The organism is Actinosynnema pretiosum (genome assembly GCF_002354875.1).
GTDB lineage: Bacteria > Actinomycetota > Actinomycetes > Mycobacteriales > Pseudonocardiaceae > Actinosynnema > Actinosynnema auranticum.
In genome coordinates this window covers 6918596-6938039 of the sequence record NZ_CP023445.1, presented here as the reverse complement: position 1 = coordinate 6938039, position 19444 = coordinate 6918596, and the positions used below count along the sequence as shown (strand labels likewise).

14 protein-coding genes are annotated in these 19444 nt (G+C 72.2%); 10 read left to right on the top strand and 4 right to left on the bottom strand.

Annotated elements, in window-relative coordinates:
• Nucleotides 1-129 precede the first annotated feature (129 nt).
• Both CNX65_RS29640 and CNX65_RS29635 read left to right on the top strand, forming a co-directional pair.
• Nucleotides 130-876 carry a hypothetical protein gene (locus CNX65_RS29640; protein WP_096496682.1) on the top strand — a complete coding sequence of 249 codons (747 nt, stop codon included), beginning with the start codon at nt 130-132 and terminating at the stop codon, nt 874-876.
• A 187-nt stretch (nt 877-1063) separates the two neighbouring features.
• Nucleotides 1064-1915: a DoxX family protein gene (locus CNX65_RS29635; RefSeq protein ID WP_177154437.1), complete on the top strand. Its 852-nt coding sequence runs from the start codon at nt 1064-1066 to the stop codon at nt 1913-1915.
• Between the two features lie 132 nt (nt 1916-2047).
• On the opposite strand, the gene ilvD is transcribed toward CNX65_RS29635, so the two are convergent.
• From ilvD to CNX65_RS29620, 3 genes are all read right to left on the bottom strand, one after another.
• Nucleotides 2048-3892, bottom strand: coding sequence for a dihydroxy-acid dehydratase (gene ilvD / locus CNX65_RS29630; protein WP_096496680.1), 1845 nt, complete (start codon nt 3890-3892; stop codon nt 2048-2050).
• Between the two features lie 116 nt (nt 3893-4008).
• Nucleotides 4009-4428 carry a vitamin K epoxide reductase family protein gene (locus CNX65_RS29625; protein WP_096496679.1) on the bottom strand — a complete coding sequence of 140 codons (420 nt, stop codon included), beginning with the start codon at nt 4426-4428 and terminating at the stop codon, nt 4009-4011.
• Between the two features lie 135 nt (nt 4429-4563).
• The gene (locus CNX65_RS29620; protein ID WP_157767898.1) at nt 4564-5160 is read right to left on the bottom strand and encodes a PH domain-containing protein; all 597 of its coding nucleotides are present in this window, start codon (nt 5158-5160) and stop codon (nt 4564-4566) included.
• Between the two features lie 291 nt (nt 5161-5451).
• Between CNX65_RS29620 and CNX65_RS29615 the strand changes: the two genes are divergently transcribed.
• The 8 genes from CNX65_RS29615 to cimA all read left to right on the top strand — a co-directional run bounded on the left by CNX65_RS29615 (nt 5452) and on the right by cimA (nt 18714).
• Entirely contained in the window at nt 5452-7287 is a 1836-nt protein-coding gene (locus tag CNX65_RS29615) for an acetolactate synthase large subunit (protein WP_096496677.1), read from the top strand.
• A 48-nt stretch (nt 7288-7335) separates the two neighbouring features.
• Entirely contained in the window at nt 7336-7842 is a 507-nt protein-coding gene (ilvN, locus tag CNX65_RS29610) for an acetolactate synthase small subunit (protein WP_015804712.1), read from the top strand.
• Between the two features lie 57 nt (nt 7843-7899).
• Nucleotides 7900-8913, top strand: a complete 1014-nt coding sequence (ilvC, locus tag CNX65_RS29605; RefSeq protein WP_015804711.1) for a ketol-acid reductoisomerase — start codon at nt 7900-7902, stop codon at nt 8911-8913.
• 112 nt (nt 8914-9025) lie between these two features.
• The gene (locus tag CNX65_RS29600) at nt 9026-9295 is read left to right on the top strand and encodes a DUF397 domain-containing protein (protein ID WP_096496676.1); all 270 of its coding nucleotides are present in this window, start codon (nt 9026-9028) and stop codon (nt 9293-9295) included.
• Nucleotides 9296-9727: 432 nt separating this feature from the next.
• Entirely contained in the window at nt 9728-11326 is a 1599-nt protein-coding gene (gene serA, locus CNX65_RS29595; protein ID WP_096496675.1) for a phosphoglycerate dehydrogenase, read from the top strand.
• 436 nt (nt 11327-11762) lie between these two features.
• Nucleotides 11763-15041 carry a S8 family serine peptidase gene (locus CNX65_RS29590; protein WP_096496674.1) on the top strand — a complete coding sequence of 1093 codons (3279 nt, stop codon included), beginning with the start codon at nt 11763-11765 and terminating at the stop codon, nt 15039-15041.
• Between the two features lie 282 nt (nt 15042-15323).
• Nucleotides 15324-16361, top strand: a complete 1038-nt coding sequence (locus tag CNX65_RS29585) for a 3-isopropylmalate dehydrogenase (protein ID WP_096496673.1) — start codon at nt 15324-15326, stop codon at nt 16359-16361.
• A 739-nt stretch (nt 16362-17100) separates the two neighbouring features.
• Nucleotides 17101-18714 (top strand): citramalate synthase, encoded by a 1614-nt coding sequence (gene cimA, locus CNX65_RS29580; RefSeq protein ID WP_096496672.1) that lies wholly within the window; start codon nt 17101-17103, stop codon nt 18712-18714.
• Between the two features lie 45 nt (nt 18715-18759).
• Here cimA and CNX65_RS29575 read toward each other — a convergent pair whose 3' ends face one another.
• Nucleotides 18760-19413, bottom strand: a complete 654-nt coding sequence (locus CNX65_RS29575; RefSeq protein ID WP_096496671.1) for a chymotrypsin family serine protease — start codon at nt 19411-19413, stop codon at nt 18760-18762.
• Nucleotides 19414-19444 lie beyond the last annotated feature (31 nt).

Sequence of the window (19444 nt, the reverse complement as noted above, 5' to 3'; positions counted from 1 at the left end):
GTCGGCCGGCAATTACCGTTCGAATCGATCTAGTAGCTCTCCGCAATTGGTCGAGATTTGCTCCGCGCCGACTCGGGTCATGGTTTCGGGGTCCGGCTCGGACATATCCGATCCAAGGAGAAGCCAGAGATGAACAAGCTCGCCCGATTCGCTGTCGCCGCCGCCGCCGGCAGTGTGCTCGCGCTGTCCTCGGCAGGTCTGGCCCAGGCCGAGACCGCTCCCGCCGAAGTCTCCGGCCAGAACCAGTCCACGGTGCAGCAGATCGACGGCCAGGCTGCGGCGCTGGTACGCGCGGCCCAGGCCAGCGACCTGGCAGCCCTTCAGTCGACCAACGACCAGTTGCGCAGCTCGCTCGCGCAGCTCAACGACCCCTCGATGGCGGCTCACGCCGACGCGGCGGAGGCCGCCAGCGCCGAGTTGCAGCGCATCCTGCCCGGTCTGCCCAGCCTCCCCGGTCTCGGGGGCGTCACCGGCGCCGTGCCGGGCCTGGGCAGCCTCGGTTCCGCCACCGGCCTGGTGTCCCAGCTGCTCGGCAGCCTCCAGGACCTCCTGGGCAACATCCTGCCGCTGACCGGCGGCGCGGGCCTCGGCCAGCTCACCGGCGCCCTCGGCAGCCTGCCGGGCGTCGGCGGCCTGACCGGCGGCCTGCCGGGCGTGGGCGGCCTGACCGGCAGCCTGCCCGGTGTCGGTGGCCTGACCGGCGGTCTGCCGGGTCTGAGCACCGTGACCGGCCTGCTCGGCGGCCTGCCGCTGGTCGGCGGCCTGACCGGTGGTCTCGGTGGCGCGACCGGCGGTCTGCCGGGCCTGAGCACCGTGACCGGCCTGCTCGGCGGCCTGCCGCTGATCGGTGGCCTGACCGGTGGCCTGCGCCCCTGATCCCGAACCCTCGGTGATCTTTTCGTGATAGGCGTCGCAAACGGCGCCGCCGGTGACCCGGTCCGATTTTCGGGCCGGGCCGCCGGCATTTCTCCACCTCACAACTGCTAATTAGGCCGTTCAGCTCAAATGGTTGGACCGTTCGGACGCTCGCGGTCTCCCGGCGAACCTCCTACCGTGCGGTTCCGTGGCTAATCAAGGCGACCGCCGGGGAAGTTCCGGCGGCTACACCGACGACGGACTCCGCGCATCGGGCGCCACGGCCAGGGGGGCACACCACTACGCCGAGGAACCGGACCCCGAGCCCGCGCAGGGCAGGGGCACCAAACCGCTGGTCACCGGCGGCACCGGCACCGGCTACTTCGACAGCGACGACCTGCCCCGGAACCGGTACGAGCGGGAGAACCGCTACGAGCCCGAGGACCGGTACGAGCCCGAGGACGACGTCCAGCCGCACCGGCCCGGCACCGGGACCGGGTTCACGCCGGTGCCCGACCCCGGCGAGCCGGTGTCCCGCTTCGACGACCTGCCCGCCGCGCAGCTGCCGCCCGCCTGGACCGCGAGCCACGACGTCGGCCTGCTCGCGCTGCGCCTGGGCCTGGGCCTGGTGTTCACCGGGCACGGCCTGCAGAAGGTGTTCGGCCTGTTCGACGGGCCGGGGCTCGACGCGTTCGGCAAGGTCCTGGCCAGCATCGGCTACCAGCAGTCCGGGCTCCTGGCCTGGGTGACCGGCCTGACCGAGCTGGTCGGCGGCGTGCTGCTGATCCTGGGCTTCGCCACGCCGCTGGCCGCCGCGGGTGTGCTCGGCGTCATGGCGAACGTGCTGCTGCTCAACTTCACCAACGGCTTCTTCCTGCCCGACGGCGTCGAGTTCGAGGCCGTGCTGGCGGCGGCGGCGCTCGGCGTGCTGTTCGCCGGACCGGGCCGGGTCTCCCTGGACCACCGGCGCCCGTGGTTCCACCGCCCGCTGCTGGCGGCCTCCCTGTGCCTGCTGCTCGCGGCGGGCCTGACCGCGGTCACCCACCTCGCGCTGCGCTGACCCCGGCCCGCACCGCTCACCGGGGCCACCACCGGGACCGCCCGCCAGGGCCGCCCCCACGACGAGCAGGGGCCCGACCGGATCTCCGGTCGGGCCCCTCGCGCGTTCGGGGTGTCGCCCCAGGTCAGCGCATCAGCGGTTGACGTCGCGCACCGCGCCCTTCGACGCGTCCGTCGCCATCCGCGCGTACGCGCGCAGCGCCGCCGTCACCGGGCGCACCCGGTCCACCGGCTGCCACGGCCGCTCCGAGGCCTCCATCTTCGCCCGCCGGTCGGCCAGCACCGCCTCGTCCACCAGCAGCTCCAGCTTGCGCTCGTGCACGTCGATGAGGATCCGGTCGCCGTCCTGCACCAGGCCGATCAGCCCGCCGCCCGCCGCCTCCGGCGAGACGTGGCCGATGGACAGGCCCGAGGTGCCGCCGGAGAACCGGCCGTCCGTGATCAGCGCGCACTTCTTGCCCAGGCCCGCGCCCTTGAGGAACGCGGTCGGGTGCAGCATCTCCTGCATCCCCGGCCCGCCGGACGGGCCCTCGTAGCGGACCACGAGCACGTCACCGGCCTGGATCTCCTTGTTCAGGATCACCGACACCGCCTGCTCCTGGGACTCGACCACGCGTGCCGGCCCCTCGAACCGCCACAGCTCCTCGTCGATGCCCGCCGACTTGATGACCGCGCCGGACTCGGCCAGGTTGCCGTGCAGCACGGCCAGCCCGCCGTCCTTGGTGTACGCGTGCTCGACGTCCCGGATGCACCCGCCCGCCGCGTCGGTGTCCAGCTTCGACCAGCGGTTCGAGGTGGAGAACGCCTGCGTGGTGCGGACCCCGCCGGGCGCGGCGTGGAACAGCTCCACCGCGCGCTCGGACGGCGACTCGGCCCTGATGTCCCACTCGCCGAGCCACTGCGCCATCGTGCGCGAGTGGACGGTGGTGACGTCCTCGTTGAGCAGCCCGGCCCGGTACAGCTCGCCCAGCAGCGCGGGGATGCCACCGGCCCGGTGCACGTCCTCCATGTGGTAGTCGGAGTTCGGCGACACCTTCGCCAGGCAGGGCACCCGGCGGCTGAGCGCGTTGATGTCGGACAGGTCGAACTCGACCTCGCCCTCCTGCGCGGCTGCCAGGATGTGCAGCACGGTGTTGGTCGAGCCGCCCATGGCCATGTCCAGCGCCATCGCGTTCTCGAACGCGGCGCGGTTCGCGATCGAGCGCGGCAGCACCGACTCGTCGTCCTCGCCGTAGTAGCGCTTGCACAGCTCCACCACGACCCGGCCCGCCTCGGAGAACAGCTCGCGGCGCGCGGCGTGCGTGGCCAGCGTCGAGCCGTTGCCCGGCAGCGCCAGGCCCAGCGCCTCGGTGAGGCAGTTCATCGAGTTCGCGGTGAACATGCCCGAGCACGACCCGCAGGTCGGGCACGCCGAGCGCTCCACGACCGACAGGCCCTCGTCGTCCACCTCGGGCGACGCGGACGCGGAGATCGCGGTGATCAGGTCGGTCGGCGCGACGGCGACGCCGTCCACCACGACCGCCTTGCCCGCCTCCATCGGCCCGCCGGAGACGAACACGACCGGGATGTTCAGCCGCATCGCGGCGTTGAGCATCCCCGGCGTGATCTTGTCGCAGTTGGAGATGCAGACGATCGCGTCGGCCTGGTGCGCGTTCACCATGTATTCGACCGAGTCGGCGATGATCTCGCGCGAGGGCAGCGAGTAGAGCATCCCGCTGTGGCCCATCGCGATCCCGTCGTCCACCGCGATGGTGTGGAACTCGCGCGGCACCCCGCCCGCCTCGCGGATCGCCTCGGCGACGATGTCGCCGAGGTCGCGCAGGTGCACGTGACCGGGCACGAACTGCGTGTACGAGTTGGCGATCGCCACGATCGGCTTGCCGAAGTCCGAGTCGGTCATGCCGGTGGCGCGCCACAGCGCGCGGGCGCCTGCGGCGTTGCGGCCGTGGGTGGTGGTTCGGGAACGGAGCGGGGGCACAGCTCCTCCTGGGTTTCCTGGCGTGGTCTGGTTTCGCGTCGGGCGCGAGGTGCGTCGGCGCGGCAGTCCGGTGCGGTCGTGGGCGCCGGGGCCGTGCGGGGAGCGGTGACCCCAGGCTACCCCTGCTTCAGCTCGCCCCGGACCAGCACGCCCGCCTGCGCCAGTGTGACGACGTGCACCACCGTGCACCACAGGCAGACCTTGCCGATGAGCAGGAACTCGGCGGCGACGAGGTAGACCACGAGCAGCACGCCGACGCCGACCGCGCCCAGCCTCACCCAGCGCAGCGGCGGCACGCGCCACGCCCAGGGCAGGCTGATCGCGGTCAGGAAGGCGAAGAACAGCGCGCCGAGGACGGCGACGGGGACGCCGAACAGCTCCGACTGCTCGCTGCTGGTGACCGTGCCGCAGTCGACCAGGGAGTTCTCGGAGCAGACCAGCAGCTCCTGCTGGAAGTGGGTGACGGTCAGGTAGACCGAGGTCGCCAGCCCGAGCAGCGACAGGATCAGGAAGGCCAGACGGGACTTCTGGGTCACCGGGCCGACTCTACGTAAGCGGGCGGCCCCGGTCGGGAGGACGGGGCGGGCTGCTGCGGAATCGGGGACCCCGGCCCTCGGGAGGCGCGACCGGGGTCCCGCGCGGCGGGGGACCCCGGACCCTTGCGCGCCGGGTCAGGCGTCGTCGGCGGGCTTCGCGACCGGCTTCCCCGCGGGCTGCTCGGGCGACTGCTCGGCGGGCTGCCCGGTGAGCTGCTCGGGGGACTGCTCAGCGTCGGCCGTGTCCTTCTTCACCTGCTCGGGCGACACCTGGTCGGTGGTCTCGGCCGGCTCGGCGCTCTCGCCCGCCTCACCCGCGCCCGCCTCGGCCCGAGCCTCCTCGGCCTCGGCCAGCGCCTTCGCGCGCGCCACCGGGTCGTCCACCCGGCCGCCGCTCACGGCGGCCAGCGCGGGCAGGTGCGCGAGCTTCACGGCGGGCAGCTCCACCAGCTCCTCGTCCGCGACGACCGCCGACAGCCCGCCCTTCCCGCTCACCTTCAGCGACCTGACCTCGTCCCACTCCACGACCCGCCCGCCGAACGCGGTCCTGGTCACCAGCCGCTCGGGGGTCGCCGTGGTCCGGGTGCGCACCACCCACCACGCGAAGCCCAGGGGCAGCAGGTACAGGACCGACAGGACCGGCTCGGCCAGCGCCATCGGGGTGACGCAGATCGCGGTCAGCCCGGAGGCGAGCAGGGCGGTGGCGGGGACGCGGAACACGAGCTTGGGCACGTCCGCGATGGTCGCACCCCACCTCACGGGCGGTGACGCCGACCCCGAGGCCGTCACCCGATGCGTCCACGATCCGGGAGTGCTGTCCCGCACAGTTGACGCTGCCCGAGTTCCACGGTTAACGTCAGGGCCATGCAGCGCAACCTCGTTCTCGTACTTCGCAGGCGCGTCGACGCCTGAGCGGAACAGCTTGCGTCGACGCGCGACCCTCGTACGACCCGACAGATCCGGGTTGGCGGGGGTTTTTTCGTGCCCGGACCGTGCTCCTCACCTTGACCCAGAGGCAGACAGATGACCAGCGCAACCTCGCGACCGGCCCCCGGTGAGCCGCTGTCGCCCCGCCCTGGACCCCGGCCCAAGCCGGCGCCCCCGAGCGGCGCGCCCGTCCGCGTGACGGGTGCCCAGTCCCTCGTCCGCTCCCTTGAGGCGGTCGGCTGCGAGATCGTGTTCGGCATCCCCGGCGGCACCATCCTCCCCGCGTACGACCCGCTCCTGGACTCCACCAAGGTCCGCCACGTCCTGGTGCGCCACGAGCAGGGCGCGGGCCACGCCGCCACCGGCTACGCCCAGGCCACCGGCCGCGTCGGCGTCTGCATGGCCACCTCCGGCCCCGGCGCGACGAACCTGGTGACGCCGCTGGCCGACGCCAACATGGACTCGGTCCCCGTCGTCGCCATCACCGGCCAGCAGTCCCGCCCGCTCATCGGCACCGACGCGTTCCAGGAAGCCGACATCTGCGGCATCACCATGCCGATCACCAAGCACAACTTCCTGGTCACCGACCCGGCCGACATCCCGAGGGCGATCGCCGAGGCGTTCCACATCGCCGCCACCGGCCGCCCCGGCCCGGTCCTGGTGGACATCCCCAAGGACGTCCTGCAGGAGACCACCTCGTTCTCCTGGCCGCCGGAGCTGCGGCTGCCCGGCTACCGGCCCACCACCCGCCCGCACGGCAAGCAGGTCCGCGAGGCCGCGAAGCTCATCGCCGCCGCCCGCCGCCCGGTGCTGTACGTCGGCGGTGGCGTCATCAAGGCCGAGGCCTCCGCCGAGCTGCTGCGCCTGGCCGAGGAGAACGACATCCCGGTCGTCACCACCCTGATGGCGCGCGGCGCGTTCCCCGACTCGCACCGCCAGCACCTGGGGATGCCGGGGATGCACGGCACGGTCTCCGCCGTCGCCGCGATGCAGAAGGCCGACCTGCTCATCGCCCTCGGCGCCCGCTTCGACGACCGGGTCACCGGCCAGCTGGAGTCCTTCGCGCCCGAGGCGCAGGTCGTGCACGCCGACATCGACCCGGCCGAGATCTCCAAGAACCGCCGCGCGGACGTGCCGATCGTCGGCGACTGCAAGGAGATCATCACCGAGCTGATCGACGCCGTCGCCAACGAGAAGGCGCACGGGCACGCCGCCGACCTGACCCCGTGGTGGGAGCTCATCGACTCCTGGCGCGGCACGTTCCCGCTGGGCTACGACTGGCCCGACGACGGCACCCTGTCCCCGCAGTACGTGATCGAGCGGATCGGCGCGCTGTCCCCGGACGCGGTCTACACGGCGGGCGTCGGCCAGCACCAGATGTGGGCGGCGCAGTTCGTCAAGTACGAGAGCCCGCGCACCTGGATCAACTCCGGCGGCCTCGGCACGATGGGCTACGCGGTCCCGGCCGCGATGGGCGCCAAGGCGGGCGTGCCGGACCGCACGGTCTGGGCGATCGACGGCGACGGCTGCTTCCAGATGACCAACCAGGAGCTGGCGACCTGCGCGATCGAGGGCATCCCGATCAAGGTCGCGGTCATCAACAACGGCAACCTGGGCATGGTCCGGCAGTGGCAGACGCTGTTCTACGGCGAGCGCTACTCCAACACCGACCTGGGCACCCACAAGCACCGCATCCCCGACTTCAAGCTGCTCGCCGAGGCCATGGGCTGCGCGGGCCTGCGCGCCGAGTCGCGCGAGGAGGTCGACGCGGTCATCAAGCAGGCCCTGGAGATCAACGACCGGCCCGTGGTCATCGACTTCACCGTCGGCAAGGACGCCCAGGTGTGGCCGATGGTCGCCGCGGGCACCGGCAACAGCGAGATCATGGCCGCCCGCGGCATCCGCCCGCTGTTCGAGGAAGACGATGTCTGACCGCGCGCACCGCGCCGCGACGGGGCGCAACCACGAGGACGGCAACCGATGACCAAGCACACCCTCAGCGTCCTCGTCGAGGACAAGCCCGGCGTCCTGGCCAGGGTCGCGGGGCTGTTCTCCCGGCGCGGCTTCAACATCGAGTCGCTCGCGGTGGGCCGCACCGAGCACCCGGACATCTCCCGGATGACGATCGTGGTCGCCGTGGAGGAGCTGCCGCTGGAGCAGGTCACCAAGCAGCTCAACAAGCTCGTCAACGTCATCAAGATCGTCGAGCTGGAGACGGCCGCCTCGGTGCAGCGCCAGCTCCTGCTCGTCAAGGTCCGCGCTGACGCCACCGTGCGCAGCCAGGTCCTCGAGACGGTCCAGCTGTTCCGCGCCAAGGTCGTCGACGTCTCCCCGGAGGCGGTCACGGTCGAGGCGACCGGCACGTCGGAGAAGCTCGACGCGCTGCTCAGGATGCTGGAGCCCTACGGGCTGCGCGAGATCGTGCAGTCCGGCATGGTCGCCATCGGCCGCGGCGCCCGTTCCATCACCGCGACCGCGGTGCGCTGAGCTCTTCCCGCAGAACCGCTGAGTTTTCCGCAGAACCACGGAAGGAAGTACCCACCAGTGAGCGTCGAGATCTTCTACGACGACGATGCCGACCTGAGCGTCATCCAGGGGCGCAAGGTCGCGGTCATCGGCTACGGCAGCCAGGGCCACGCCCACGCGCTGAGCCTGCGCGACTCCGGCGTCGACGTCCGGATCGGCCTCCCCGAGGGCTCCAAGTCCCGCGCCAAGGCCGAGGAGCAGGGCCTCAAGGTCGGCACGCCCGCCGAGGTCGCGGCCGAGGCGGACCTGATCATGATCCTGGCGCCGGACACCGCTCAGCGGCACATCTACGCCAACGACATCGCGCCGAACCTGAAGGACGGCGACGCGCTGTTCTTCGGCCACGGCTTCAACATCCGCTACGGCCTGATCCAGGCGCCGTCCAACGTGGACGTCGCGATGGTCGCCCCCAAGGGCCCCGGCCACCTCGTGCGCCGCCAGTTCGTCGACGGCAAGGGCGTCCCGGCGCTCATCGCGGTCGAGCAGGACGCGTCGGGCACCGCGCAGGCGCTCGCCCTGTCCTACGCCAAGGGCATCGGCGGCACCCGCGCGGGCGTCATCAAGACGACGTTCAAGGAGGAGACCGAGACCGACCTGTTCGGCGAGCAGGCGGTCCTGTGCGGCGGCGCCTCGGCGCTGGTGCAGGCGGGCTTCGAGGTGCTGACCGAGGCGGGCTACGCCCCCGAGGTCGCGTACTTCGAGTGCCTGCACGAGCTGAAGCTGATCGTCGACCTCATGTACGAGGGCGGCATCGCGCGGATGCGCTACTCGATCTCCGACACCGCCGAGTACGGCGACCTCACCCGCGGCCCGCGCGTCATCACGCCCGCGGTCAAGGAGGAGATGCGCAAGGTCCTGACCGAGATCCAGGACGGCACCTTCGCGAAGGAGTGGGTCGAGGAGGACGACAAGGGCCGCGGCAACTACAAGAAGTTGCAGCAGGACGGCGAAGTTCACCCGATCGAGGAGGTCGGCAAGAAGCTGCGCGGCCTGATGTCGTGGGTGGACCGGCCGCTGACCGACACGGTCTGACGTTCCGGCGAAACCCCTGATCAGCCGCACGGCGCGCGGCTGGTCGGGGGTCCGCGCGGACGGCGGGGGCGCGGCTGGTCGGTGGGCCGCGCCCTCCGGTATACCTTGGCGCATGAGCGAGAGCGCCCCGATCTACGACGACAAGGCCCACGTCCGGGGCAACCTGGACCTGTCGGCCGCGCAGTGGCTGCGCAGCGACGAGGGCGCCGAGCACGAGGCCGAGCACGTCGAGATCGCGTTCGTCGAGCACACCGACGGCGTGACCTACACGGCGATGCGCAACTCCGCCGAACCCGACGGCACGGTGCTGGTCTTCACGCCCGCCGAGTGGGAGGCGTTCATCCTCGGCGTCAAGGACGGCGAGTTCGACGAGCCGTGGTGACGTCCGGGCGGTGACGTCCCGGAACCGGCGACCTCCCGCGCCGCCCCGGTCCCGATCACCCCGAGCGGTCCCGATCACCCCGAGCGGTCCCGATCACCCCGAGCGGTCGCGGCGGCCCGCCGACCGGCGCGGCGGCGCCCCTGATCATCCGGTGATCCGCCGACCGGGCCTGCGATTCCCAGCCGGTGGACAGTTCACACCGCGTTTTCCCGCAGGGTCGCCCGCGTGTGCGCCCGCGCAGGCCCCCAGAGCGGGCCAAACCCGGCAAACCCGCTGGTGGCGGGGAGAACCCGCCTCGAACGCCCGCGCCGCACGGGACTATCCTCGTTAACAACCCGGACACATCGCCGTGGCCGGTCGGCGCGGGTTCGCGGCCTGCTTTCGACCCGCCCGCGCTCCCGAATCCACCAGACACCGCTGGGAGCACCGCCCGTGAGCAACACGAGCCGACCCGTCGTCCTGATCGCCGAGAAGCTGGCACCCTCCGTGCTCGACGTCTTCGGCGAGGACATCGAGGTGCGCCACGTCGACGGCACCGACCGACCCGCGCTGCTCTCCGCCGTCGCGGACGCCGACGCGCTCCTCGTGCGGTCCGCCACGAAGGTCGACGCCGAGGTGTTCGCGGCGACCTCGAAGCTGAAGGTGGTCGCCCGCGCGGGCGTCGGCCTGGACAACGTCGAGGTGCCCGCCGCGACCGAGCGCGGTGTCATGGTGGTCAACGCGCCCACCAGCAACATCGTCTCCGCCGCCGAGCACGCCGTCGCGCTGCTGCTGTCGGTGGCCAGGCAGATCCCGGCCGCCCACGCCACCCTCGCGGGCGGCGCGTGGAAGCGCAGCTCCTTCAACGGCGTCGAGCTCAACGGCAAGACCGTCGGCGTGGTGGGCCTGGGCAAGATCGGGCAGCTGTTCGCGGCCCGGCTCGCGGCCTTCGGCACCTCCATCATCGCGTACGACCCCTACGTGGCCGCCGCCCGCGCCGCCCAGCTCGGCATCGAGCTGGTGTCGCTGGAGGAGCTGCTGGAGCGGGCCGACGCCATCTCCATCCACCTGCCCAAGACCCCCGAGACCAAGGGCCTGATCGGCGCCGAGCAGCTGGCCAAGACCAAGCGCGGCGTCATCGTCGTCAACGCCGCGCGCGGCGGCCTGATCGACGAGGACGCGCTCGCCGAGGCCGTGCGGAGCGGCCAGGTCGGCGGCGCGGGCATCGACGTGTTCGCCACCGAGCCCACCACCGCCAGCCCGCTCTTCGGGCTCCCGAACGTCGTCGTCACCCCGCACCTGGGCGCCTCCACCAGCGAGGCCCAGGACCGCGCGGGCACGGACGTGGCCAAGTCGGTGCTGCTCGCCCTCGCGGGCGACTTCGTGCCGGACGCGGTCAACGTGCAGGGCGGCGGCGTGGTCGGCGAGGAGGTCCGGCCGTACCTGCCGCTCGTGCAGAAGCTCGGCACGGTCGTCGCGGCGCTCAGCGCCAAGGCGCCCACCTCGGTCACCCTGGAGGTGCGGGGCGAGCTGTCCAACGAGGACGTGAGCGTGCTGCCGCTGGCCGCGCTGCGCGGGGTGTTCTCCAGCGTGGTCGAGGAGCAGGTGACGTTCGTGAACGCGCCCGCGCTGGCCGCCTCGCTGGGCGTGTCGGTCGACGTGGTCAAGGAGCCCTCCAGCGCCAACCACCGCAGCCTGGTGACCGTGCGGGCGGTGCAGGCCGACGGCTCGGTGCTGACCGTGTCCGGCACGCTGACCGGCCTCGACCAGGTCGAGAAGATCGTGGGCGTCAACGGCCGCAGCTTCGACCTGCGCGCCGAGGGCAACGTGCTGCTGCTGGAGTACTCGGACCGGCCCGGCGTCATGGGCACCGTCGGCACGCTCCTCGGCGAGGCCGGGGTGAACGTGGAGGCGGCGCAGATCAGCCAGCAGAAGGGCGGCTCCGAGGCGCTGATGCTGCTGCGCGTCGACCGCCCGGTGGACAGCAACGTGCTCGACCCGATCGGCGCGTCGGTCGGCGCGCGCACCATGCGCTCGGTCGACTTCGGCTGATCCGGCGCGGGGCGCCGCGCGGCCGATCGGCGCAGGCCGACCCGCCCGCGCGGCGCCCACCCCGTGGGACCCGAAGGCCGGACCGCTACGGCGGTCCGGCCTTCCGCACGTCCGGGGGAAAACCCAACGGGTGGCCGAACCCCCCGTTCACCGGCTTGATCCGTCTCATTTGACCGTTGCCGGGGAAAACCGTGAGTGCCACCACTCGCATGGAGTAATTGTCTGGCTACGTATACCGATTAGGTTCCCTCAACGAGGTTGACCCGGTGCCGTAGAGGGCGCGGCACCACGCGGGCAGTCCCTACTCGGTGCGCAGTCGGCCCACCCCGGCCCGCCGGTGGTGTCCCCCCTCAGTGCTCCGCGCTGCCCGCCAAGGTCGTACCGGCCTCGGTAGGGGCAAGTCGTGAGTCGTTCCACCAACCGAGCCAGGAAGGCAGTGATCCCGGTCTTCGCCGCGGTCCTGCTCACCGGCTCCCTGTCCGGCGCGGCGCTGGCGGCGGAGGGTCCGCAGGCCACCACGCCGTCCGTGAAACCCGCCAGGGGCCTGGACGCCGCCAAGCTCCAGACCAAGGTGGCCGGTCGCCTGGCCTCGGCGAAGGGCGCGGTGACCGCGTTCGTCGAGCTGGAGGCCAAGCCCGCCGTCGACACCTTCACCGAGAAGACCGGCCAGGGCGCGAGCAAGCAGCAGGCCAAGGAGGCCGCCAAGGCCACCAAGGGCGAGACCACCAAGGTCACCGACCAGGTCGTCGGCGACCTGCGGGCCAAGGACTCCGGCACCAAGGAGCTGTTCCGCACCGCGAACGGCGTGCCCGGCGTGGTCGTCACCGCCGACGCGGCCAAGGTGCGCGAGCTGGCGTCCCGGTCGGACGTGAAGTCCATCCGCACCGTGGTGCCCAAGACCCGCACCAACTCCAGCGCCGTGCAGCTGACCAACACGGCCAAGGCGTGGCAGCAGTACGGCAAGCTCGGCGACGGCACCCGCGTCGGCATCATCGACACCGGCATCGACTACACGCACGCCGCGTTCGCCGGTCCCGGCACGCCCGAGGCGTACCGGGCGATCGACCCGAACGTCGTGGACGCCTCGTACTTCCCGACCGCCAAGGTGGTCGGTGGCTACGACTTCGTCGGCGACGCCTACGACGGCGGCAGCGACGACCCCGCGCTGAGCACCCCGAAGCCCGACCCGAACCCCCTCGACTGCAACGACCACGGCACGCACGTGGCGGGCACCGCGGCGGGCTTCGGCGTCAACGCCGACGGCAGCACCTTCACCGGTGACTACACCACGCTCTCCGGCGAGCAGCTCGACGCGATGCGGATCGGCCCCGGCACCGCCCCGAAGGCGCTGCTGTACGCGCTGAAGGTCTTCGGCTGCGACGGCTCCACCAACGTCACCGCGCAGGCGCTCGACTGGGCGCTCGACCCCGACGGCGACGGCGACTTCACCGACCACCTCGACGTGGTCAACCTGTCCCTGGGCTCCGACTACGGCGCCCCGGACGACCCCGACAGCCTGTTCGTGCGCAAGCTCAACGCCGCGGGCGTGCTCACCGTGTTCTCGGCGGGCAACGGCGGCGACCTGTACGACATCGGCGGCTCGCCCGGCAGCACCCCCGAGGCGCTGACCGTGGCCAGCACCCGCGACGCCTTCGTGCTGCGCGACGCCGCCGAGGCCAACGGGGCCAAGCAGGCGGGCCAGTACAGCCAGAACTTCGACTACGCGGGCTACGACCAGACCAAGCCCGTTCTCGCGCTGACCGACCCGTCCAACCTGGACGGCTGCCAGCCGTTCAGCGCCGCCGACGCCGCCGCCGTGGCGGGCAAGTTCGTGTGGCTGGAGTGGGACGACGTCGACGCCACCCGCCGCTGCGGCTCCGGCGCCCGCGCCAACAACGCCACCGCCGCGGGCGCGGTGGGCGCGCTGTTCACCTCGGCGCTGGAGAACTTCAACGCGGGCATCGCGGGCAACGCCGCCATCCCGGTGTTCCAGTTCACCGGCACCGCCACCTCGGCGCTGCGCCCGGCCCTCGCGGCGGGCGCCCTGTCCGTGCGCCAGGCCGGTGACCTGCGCACCTCGCTGCCCACCTACGACCAGAAGATCGCCGACACCCCGTCCGCGTTCACCTCGCGCGGCGTGCGCGGCCCGGTCGTGAAGCCGGACGTGGCCGCCCCCGGCGACACCATCGCCTCGGCGCTGGTCGGCTCCGGCAACGGCACCCTGGTGATCAGCGGCACCTCCATGGCCGCCCCGCACACCACCGGCATCGCCGCCCTCGTCCGCCAGGCCCACCCGGACTGGACCACCGAGGAGGTCAAGGCCGCGGTCATGAACTCCGCGGGCTCGGACGTCAAGGAGAACGGCAAGACCTTCGCCCCCAACCGGGTCGGCGCGGGCCGCATCGACGCCAAGGCCGCCCTGGACAACCAGGTCCTGGCCTACGTGCAGGACGACCCCGGCGCGGTGTCCGCGTCGTTCGGTCCGGTCGAGGTCACCGGCAAGACCGCGCTGACCAAGACCATCAAGGTGGTCAACAAGTCCCCGAGGGCCGTCGAGTACTCGGTGGGCTACGAGGCCGTCACCAGCATCCCCGGCGTGCGCTACGAGCTGTCCGAGCAGACCGTGAGGCTCAGCCCGCGCGGCATCGCCAGGGTCAAGGTCACCCTCAGGATCGACGACCCGAAGGCGCTGGCCAAGACCGTCGACCCGACGGTCGAGCCGCTGCACCTGGACGTGCCGCGCCAGTTCCTGGCCGACGCGTCGGGCCGCGTGGTGCTCTCGCCCAAGAGCGGCGCGACCGTGCCGCTGCGGGTGCCGGTGTACTCCGCGCCCAAGCCCGCCTCGGACATCTCGGTGCCGGGCAGCGTGAAGCTGGGCAAGAACGCCACCCAGACCGTGCTGAACCTGACCGGCCGGGGCGTCGACCAGAAGGGCTTCCGCTCGCTGGTGAGCGTCCTGGAGCTCCAGGCGACCTCGCCCAGGCTCCCGGAGTGCAAGCGCAACGTCACCTCGGGCTGCACGCTCAACCAGACCGCCAAGGGCGCGGACCTGCGGCACGTCGGCGTCACGTCGACCGCCCCGCTGGCCAAGCTCCAGGGCAACCCCGAGGAGGCGCTGCTCGCGTTCGGCGTCTCGACCTGGGACAACTGGTACAACCTCGGGTCGAACACCATCTTCTACATCGACGTCGACGTGAACGGCGACGGCACCCCGGACTTTGAGACCTACACGACCAAGCTCACCGACACCGACCTGCTGGTCGCGGTCACCGTGGACCTGGCCACCGGGGAGACCGTCGACATCCAGCCGGTCAACGCCCAGTTCGGTGATGTTGACACGAACGTGTTCGACACCAACGTGGTGGTGCTGCCGGTGCTGCTCTCCGCGCTGGGCATCGACCCGTCCGGGGACACCGCGAAGATCACCTACACCGTCAACAGCACCGGGTTCTACCTCGCGCCCGGCGCGTCCGACGACCGCATCGACTCGATCGACGGCGCGCTGTCGTTCGACGCCCTCAAGCCCGGCCTCTGGGTGCAGGGCGGCGGGGACGCGGCGCTGTCGTACCAGGCCAAGCCCGGTACGGCGCTCGTGGTCAACCGCGAGCCCGGCACGGCGTCGGACAGCCTGATGGTGGTCAACCACCACAACGCGTCCGGGGACCGGGTCGACGTCGTGAAGGTCAAGGGCGGCAGCGACCGCCCGGCAGTCTGATCCGCTCCGAGGAGCGCCTACTGACGCGGTAAGCGCTGGTCGGCACGATTCAGACAGGGGTGCTCTGGCCGGTCGGGGGGACTCTCCCCCGACCGGCCAGAGCCGTTTTACGTCCTTCGGGTGACATCTGAACGGGGGTGTTGAACCGTTCGGGTGTCCCGCAGTCCGGGAGAGTTACCCCCAACGGCGTGTTCCAGGTGCGGTGCGGACGCATCGGGCCGGTAGCCTTTCGCAATGAAAACTAGTCCCGTGAATTGGGACTGATACCTGGGAGGTGTGTTAATGCGGCTCGCAGTGATCCCGGGGGACGGGATCGGGCCCGAGGTCGTCGCCGAGGCACTGAAGGTGCTGGGTGAGGTCGTTCCGGCGGCCGAGATCACCCGTTACGACCTCGGTGCGGCGCGCTGGCACGCCACAGGTGAGTTGTTGCCGGAGTCCGTGCTGGGGGAGCTGCGCCAGCACGACGCGATCCTGCTCGGCGCCGTCGGCGACCCGTCGGTGCCCAGCGGCATCCTGGAGCGCGGCCTGCTGCTGCGCCTCCGGTTCGAGCTCGACCACCACGTCAACCTGCGCCCGGCGCGGTTGTACCCCGGCGTCCGCAGCCCCATCGCGGACCCGCCGGAGATCGACATGGTGGTCGTCCGCGAGGGCACCGAGGGCCTGTACGCGGGCAACGGCGGCCTGCTGCGCAAGGACACCCCGCACGAGATCGCCACCGAGGTGTCCATCAACACCTCGTTCGGCGTCGAGCGGGTCGTCCGGGACGCCTTCGCGCGCGCCGCGAACCGCCCCCGCAAGCACCTGACCCTGGTGCACAAGACGAACGTCCTCACCCACGCGGGCTCCCTGTGGTCCAGGGTGGTCGAGGAGGTCTCGCTCCAGCACCCCGACGTCACCGTCGCCTACCAGCACGTGGACGCCGCGACGATCCACCTGGTCACCGACCCCGGCCGCTACGACGTGATCGTCACCGACAACCTGTTCGGCGACATCCTCACCGACCTGGCGGCGGCGGTGACCGGCGGCATCGGGCTGGCCGCGTCCGGCAACCTGGACGTGACCAGGCGCAACCCGAGCATGTTCGAGCCGGTGCACGGCAGCGCGCCGGACATCGCGGGCCAGGGCGTGGCCGACCCGACCGCCGCGGTGCTGTCCGTGGCGCTCATGCTCGACCACCTCGGCGAGCACGAGGCGGCCCGCCGCATCGAGGCGTCGGTGGCGTTCGACCTGGCCACCCGCGACCACGCGTCGCCGGGCGCGACCTACGCGATCGGCGACCGGCTCGCCGCGCTGGTGTCGTCCAACGTGCGCACCGGCTGACACCGGAGCGCTGGTTACCGGCGCGCTGACAGCAGAGCGCTGACAGCAGAGCGCAGGCGCCGGGGCCGCGTCCCGCGGCCGGGGCAGAAGTCCGGAAAGGGCCACCGAGAGCTTTCGGTGGCCCTTTCCGGTGTCCGGGGGCGGGATCGTTCCGCGCCGGGAAATGGCGCATCCCGGTGGGCGGTCGGGGCGCGGGGAAAACGGCCCGCCCGTCGTCGCACGGCGCCGGTCGGGGCGTTGGAAAAACGGCCCGTCCACCGTCGCGCCGTGCGGTAGGAGCGCCGGGAAAACGGCCTGCCCGTCGCCGCGCCGCGCGGCCGGGGCGTCGGGAAAAACGGCCCGCCCACCGTCGCGCCGCGCGGTCGGAGCGCCGGGAGAACCGCCCACCCCTGGCCGGGACGCGCTGCCGGAAGCCCTTCCGCCCGCCCGCCGCCGCACCCCCGGCCGGCCACCCCGCCGCCCGTCCGGGTGACCCCCTCGCACCCGCCACCCGCCCCCGACCTGCGAACGAGCGATCGCGTAACCCACCTGGTGGGAAACTCCGCCCGGAGCTTGGTACGCCCCCGTGGCCTGTGGCACCATGCGGGCATGGCTGTCCACGTCGCCGTGATTATCGAGCAGCGCGCCGGTTGAGTGCCCCGAGCACCCGCCACCGGCGCGCAGACCTCTCGCATCCCAGCGGGGGGTCTTTTTGTTTTCTCGACAAACCCGACCAAGCCCGCCCGCAGGAGAACACACCGTGACCACGCTCGGCGATAGCTTCCACGTCTACGACACCACCCTCCGGGACGGCGCACAGCGCGAGGGCATCACCTACTCCGTCACCGACAAGCTCCAGGTGGCGCGCCTGCTGGACGGGCTGGGCGTCGGCTTCATCGAGGGCGGCTGGCCGGGCGCGATGCCCAAGGACACCGAGTTCTTCGCCCGCGCGGCCTCCGGCGAGCTGGAGCTGGCCAACGCCCAGCTGGTCGCGTTCGGCGCCACCCGCAAGGCGGGCGTGAAGGTCCAGGACGACCCGCAGGTGCGCGCCCTGCTCGACTCCGGCGCCCCCGTGGTCACCCTGGTGGCCAAGTCGGACCTGCGGCACGTGGAGCGCGCCCTGCGCACCGACGCCGCCGAGAACCTCGCCATGGTCCACGACACCGTCAAGCACCTGGTGGACAACGGCCGCCGGGTGTTCCTGGACGCCGAGCACTTCTTCGACGGCTTCGCGCACGACCCGGACACCGCGCTGCGCGTGCTGGAGGCGGGCGTCACCGGCGGGGCCGACGTGGTGGTGCTGTGCGACACCAACGGCGGCCAGCTGCCGCTCGGCCTGGCCGAGGTGGTCGCCGACGTCCTCGCCCGCACCGGCTTCCGGGTCGGCATCCACTGCCAGGACGACACGTCCTGCGCCGTGGCGAACACCCTCGCGGCCGTGCAGGCGGGCGCGACGCACGTCCAGTGCACCGCGAACGGGTACGGCGAGCGGGCGGGCAACGCCGACCTGTTCGCCGTGGTCGGCAACCTGGTCACCAAGCTGGGGATGCCGGTCCTGCCGGAGGGGGCCGTGGGGGAGCTCACCCGCGTCTCGCACGCCCTCGCCGAGATCGCCAACATCGCACCCGACACCCACCAGGCCTACGTCGGGTCGTCGGCCTTCGCCCACAAGGCGGGCCTGCACGCGAGCGCGATCAAGGTCGACCCCCTGCTGTACAACCACATCGACCCGGAGGTGGTCGGCAACGGCATGAAGATCCTGGTCACCGAGATGGCCGGGCGGGCGAGCCTGGAGCTGAAGGGGCGGGAGCTGGGCGTGGACCTCGCGGCCAACCCCGAGGCCCTGACCAGCGCCGTCCGCAAGGTCAAGGAGCTGGAGGCGGGCGGCTGGTCGTTCGAGGCGGCCGACGCGTCGCTGGAGCTGCTGCTGCGCGACGAGCTGTCCGAACTGGACGCCCCGCCGTTCACCCTGGAGTCCTACCGCGTCGTGCTCGACCACCGCTCGGACGGCGAGATCGTCTCCGAGGCGACGGTGAAGGTGCACGTGGGCGGCGAGCGGGTGATCGCCACGGCGGAGGGCAACGGCCCGGTGCACGCGCTGGACGGGGCCCTGCGCAAGGCGCTGCTGCCGCACCTGTCCTGGTTGGACGCGGTGAAGCTCAACGACTACAAGGTCCGCATCCTGTCCGGTGACGGGCGGGACGCGGACGGCGCAGGCGGCACCGAGGCGGTGACGCGGGTGCTGGTGAACTCGACCGACGGCGAGCGCGAGTGGACCACGGTCGGGGTGCACGGCAACATCGTCGAGGCGAGCTGGCTGGCGCTGTGCGACGCGCTGGCGCACAAGGCCGCGCACGCGTCCGCGCTGGTCTGAGCCGTGGGACGGGGGCGGCGCCGACCGGGCCGCCCCCTCCCGGCGCTACAGCGCCAGCCGCAGCCCGCCCGAGGCGAGCAGCGGCGCGATCGGCAGGAAGTACACCGAGCACCCGGCGCCGCCGAGCACGTGCCCCACGGCGAGCGACCCGTCGACCACCGGCGCCCAGCCCCACGGCCCGCTCGCGCACACCCGCACCTCGGACAGCCCGGTCACGGTCCCCCCGGCCCAGTTCACCGTCCGGTTCAGCGCCACCACCGGCCCGCACAGCGTTCCGCCGACCCGGCTGAGCACGCACACCCGCCTGCCGATCCCGGCCGCCGTCGCGCCGGTGATCCGGGTCCCGGTGTGCTGCACCACGGGCACCCTGGTGACGGTCACCCCCTGGACCTGCCTGGCCAGCACCACCCTGCCGCTGGCCTGCGTGATCCGGGCGATCGTCTCGCCCTCGGCGCTCCGGACGGCCACGCCGATCGGGTTCACCCCCTGCGCCCTCGGCACGCAGTCGGGCGGCAGCAGCAGGTGGTCCTCGACGTTGAAGCCGTTGGCGCACTGCTCGTCCGAGGCCAACCGGACGGTCGTGCCGATCTGCAGCGTGGTCGCCGCGGCGGCCGGGCTCGCGGCGAGCAGCAGGAGCACCGCGATCAGCAGGGCTGACCGGGCGGGGGAGCGGAGGCGGTGTCCGCGCAGGGGTTCCATGAGCCGACGCTAGGCGGGGCGGGCACCCGCG

Excerpts from the sequence above, each read along its gene's own strand:
- CNX65_RS29585 (WP_096496673.1), top strand. The coding sequence starts at position 15,324 with ATGCGGCTCGCAGTGATCCCGGGGGACGGGATCGGGCCCGAGGTCGTC.
- CNX65_RS29600 (WP_096496676.1), top strand. The coding sequence starts at position 9,026 with ATGAGCGAGAGCGCCCCGATCTACGACGACAAGGCCCACGTCCGGGGC.
- ilvN (WP_015804712.1), top strand. The coding sequence starts at position 7,336 with ATGACCAAGCACACCCTCAGCGTCCTCGTCGAGGACAAGCCCGGCGTC.
- CNX65_RS29615 (WP_096496677.1), top strand. The coding sequence starts at position 5,452 with ATGACCAGCGCAACCTCGCGACCGGCCCCCGGTGAGCCGCTGTCGCCC.
- CNX65_RS29575 (WP_096496671.1), bottom strand. The coding sequence starts at position 19,413 with ATGGAACCCCTGCGCGGACACCGCCTCCGCTCCCCCGCCCGGTCAGCC.
- CNX65_RS29640 (WP_096496682.1), top strand. The coding sequence starts at position 130 with ATGAACAAGCTCGCCCGATTCGCTGTCGCCGCCGCCGCCGGCAGTGTG.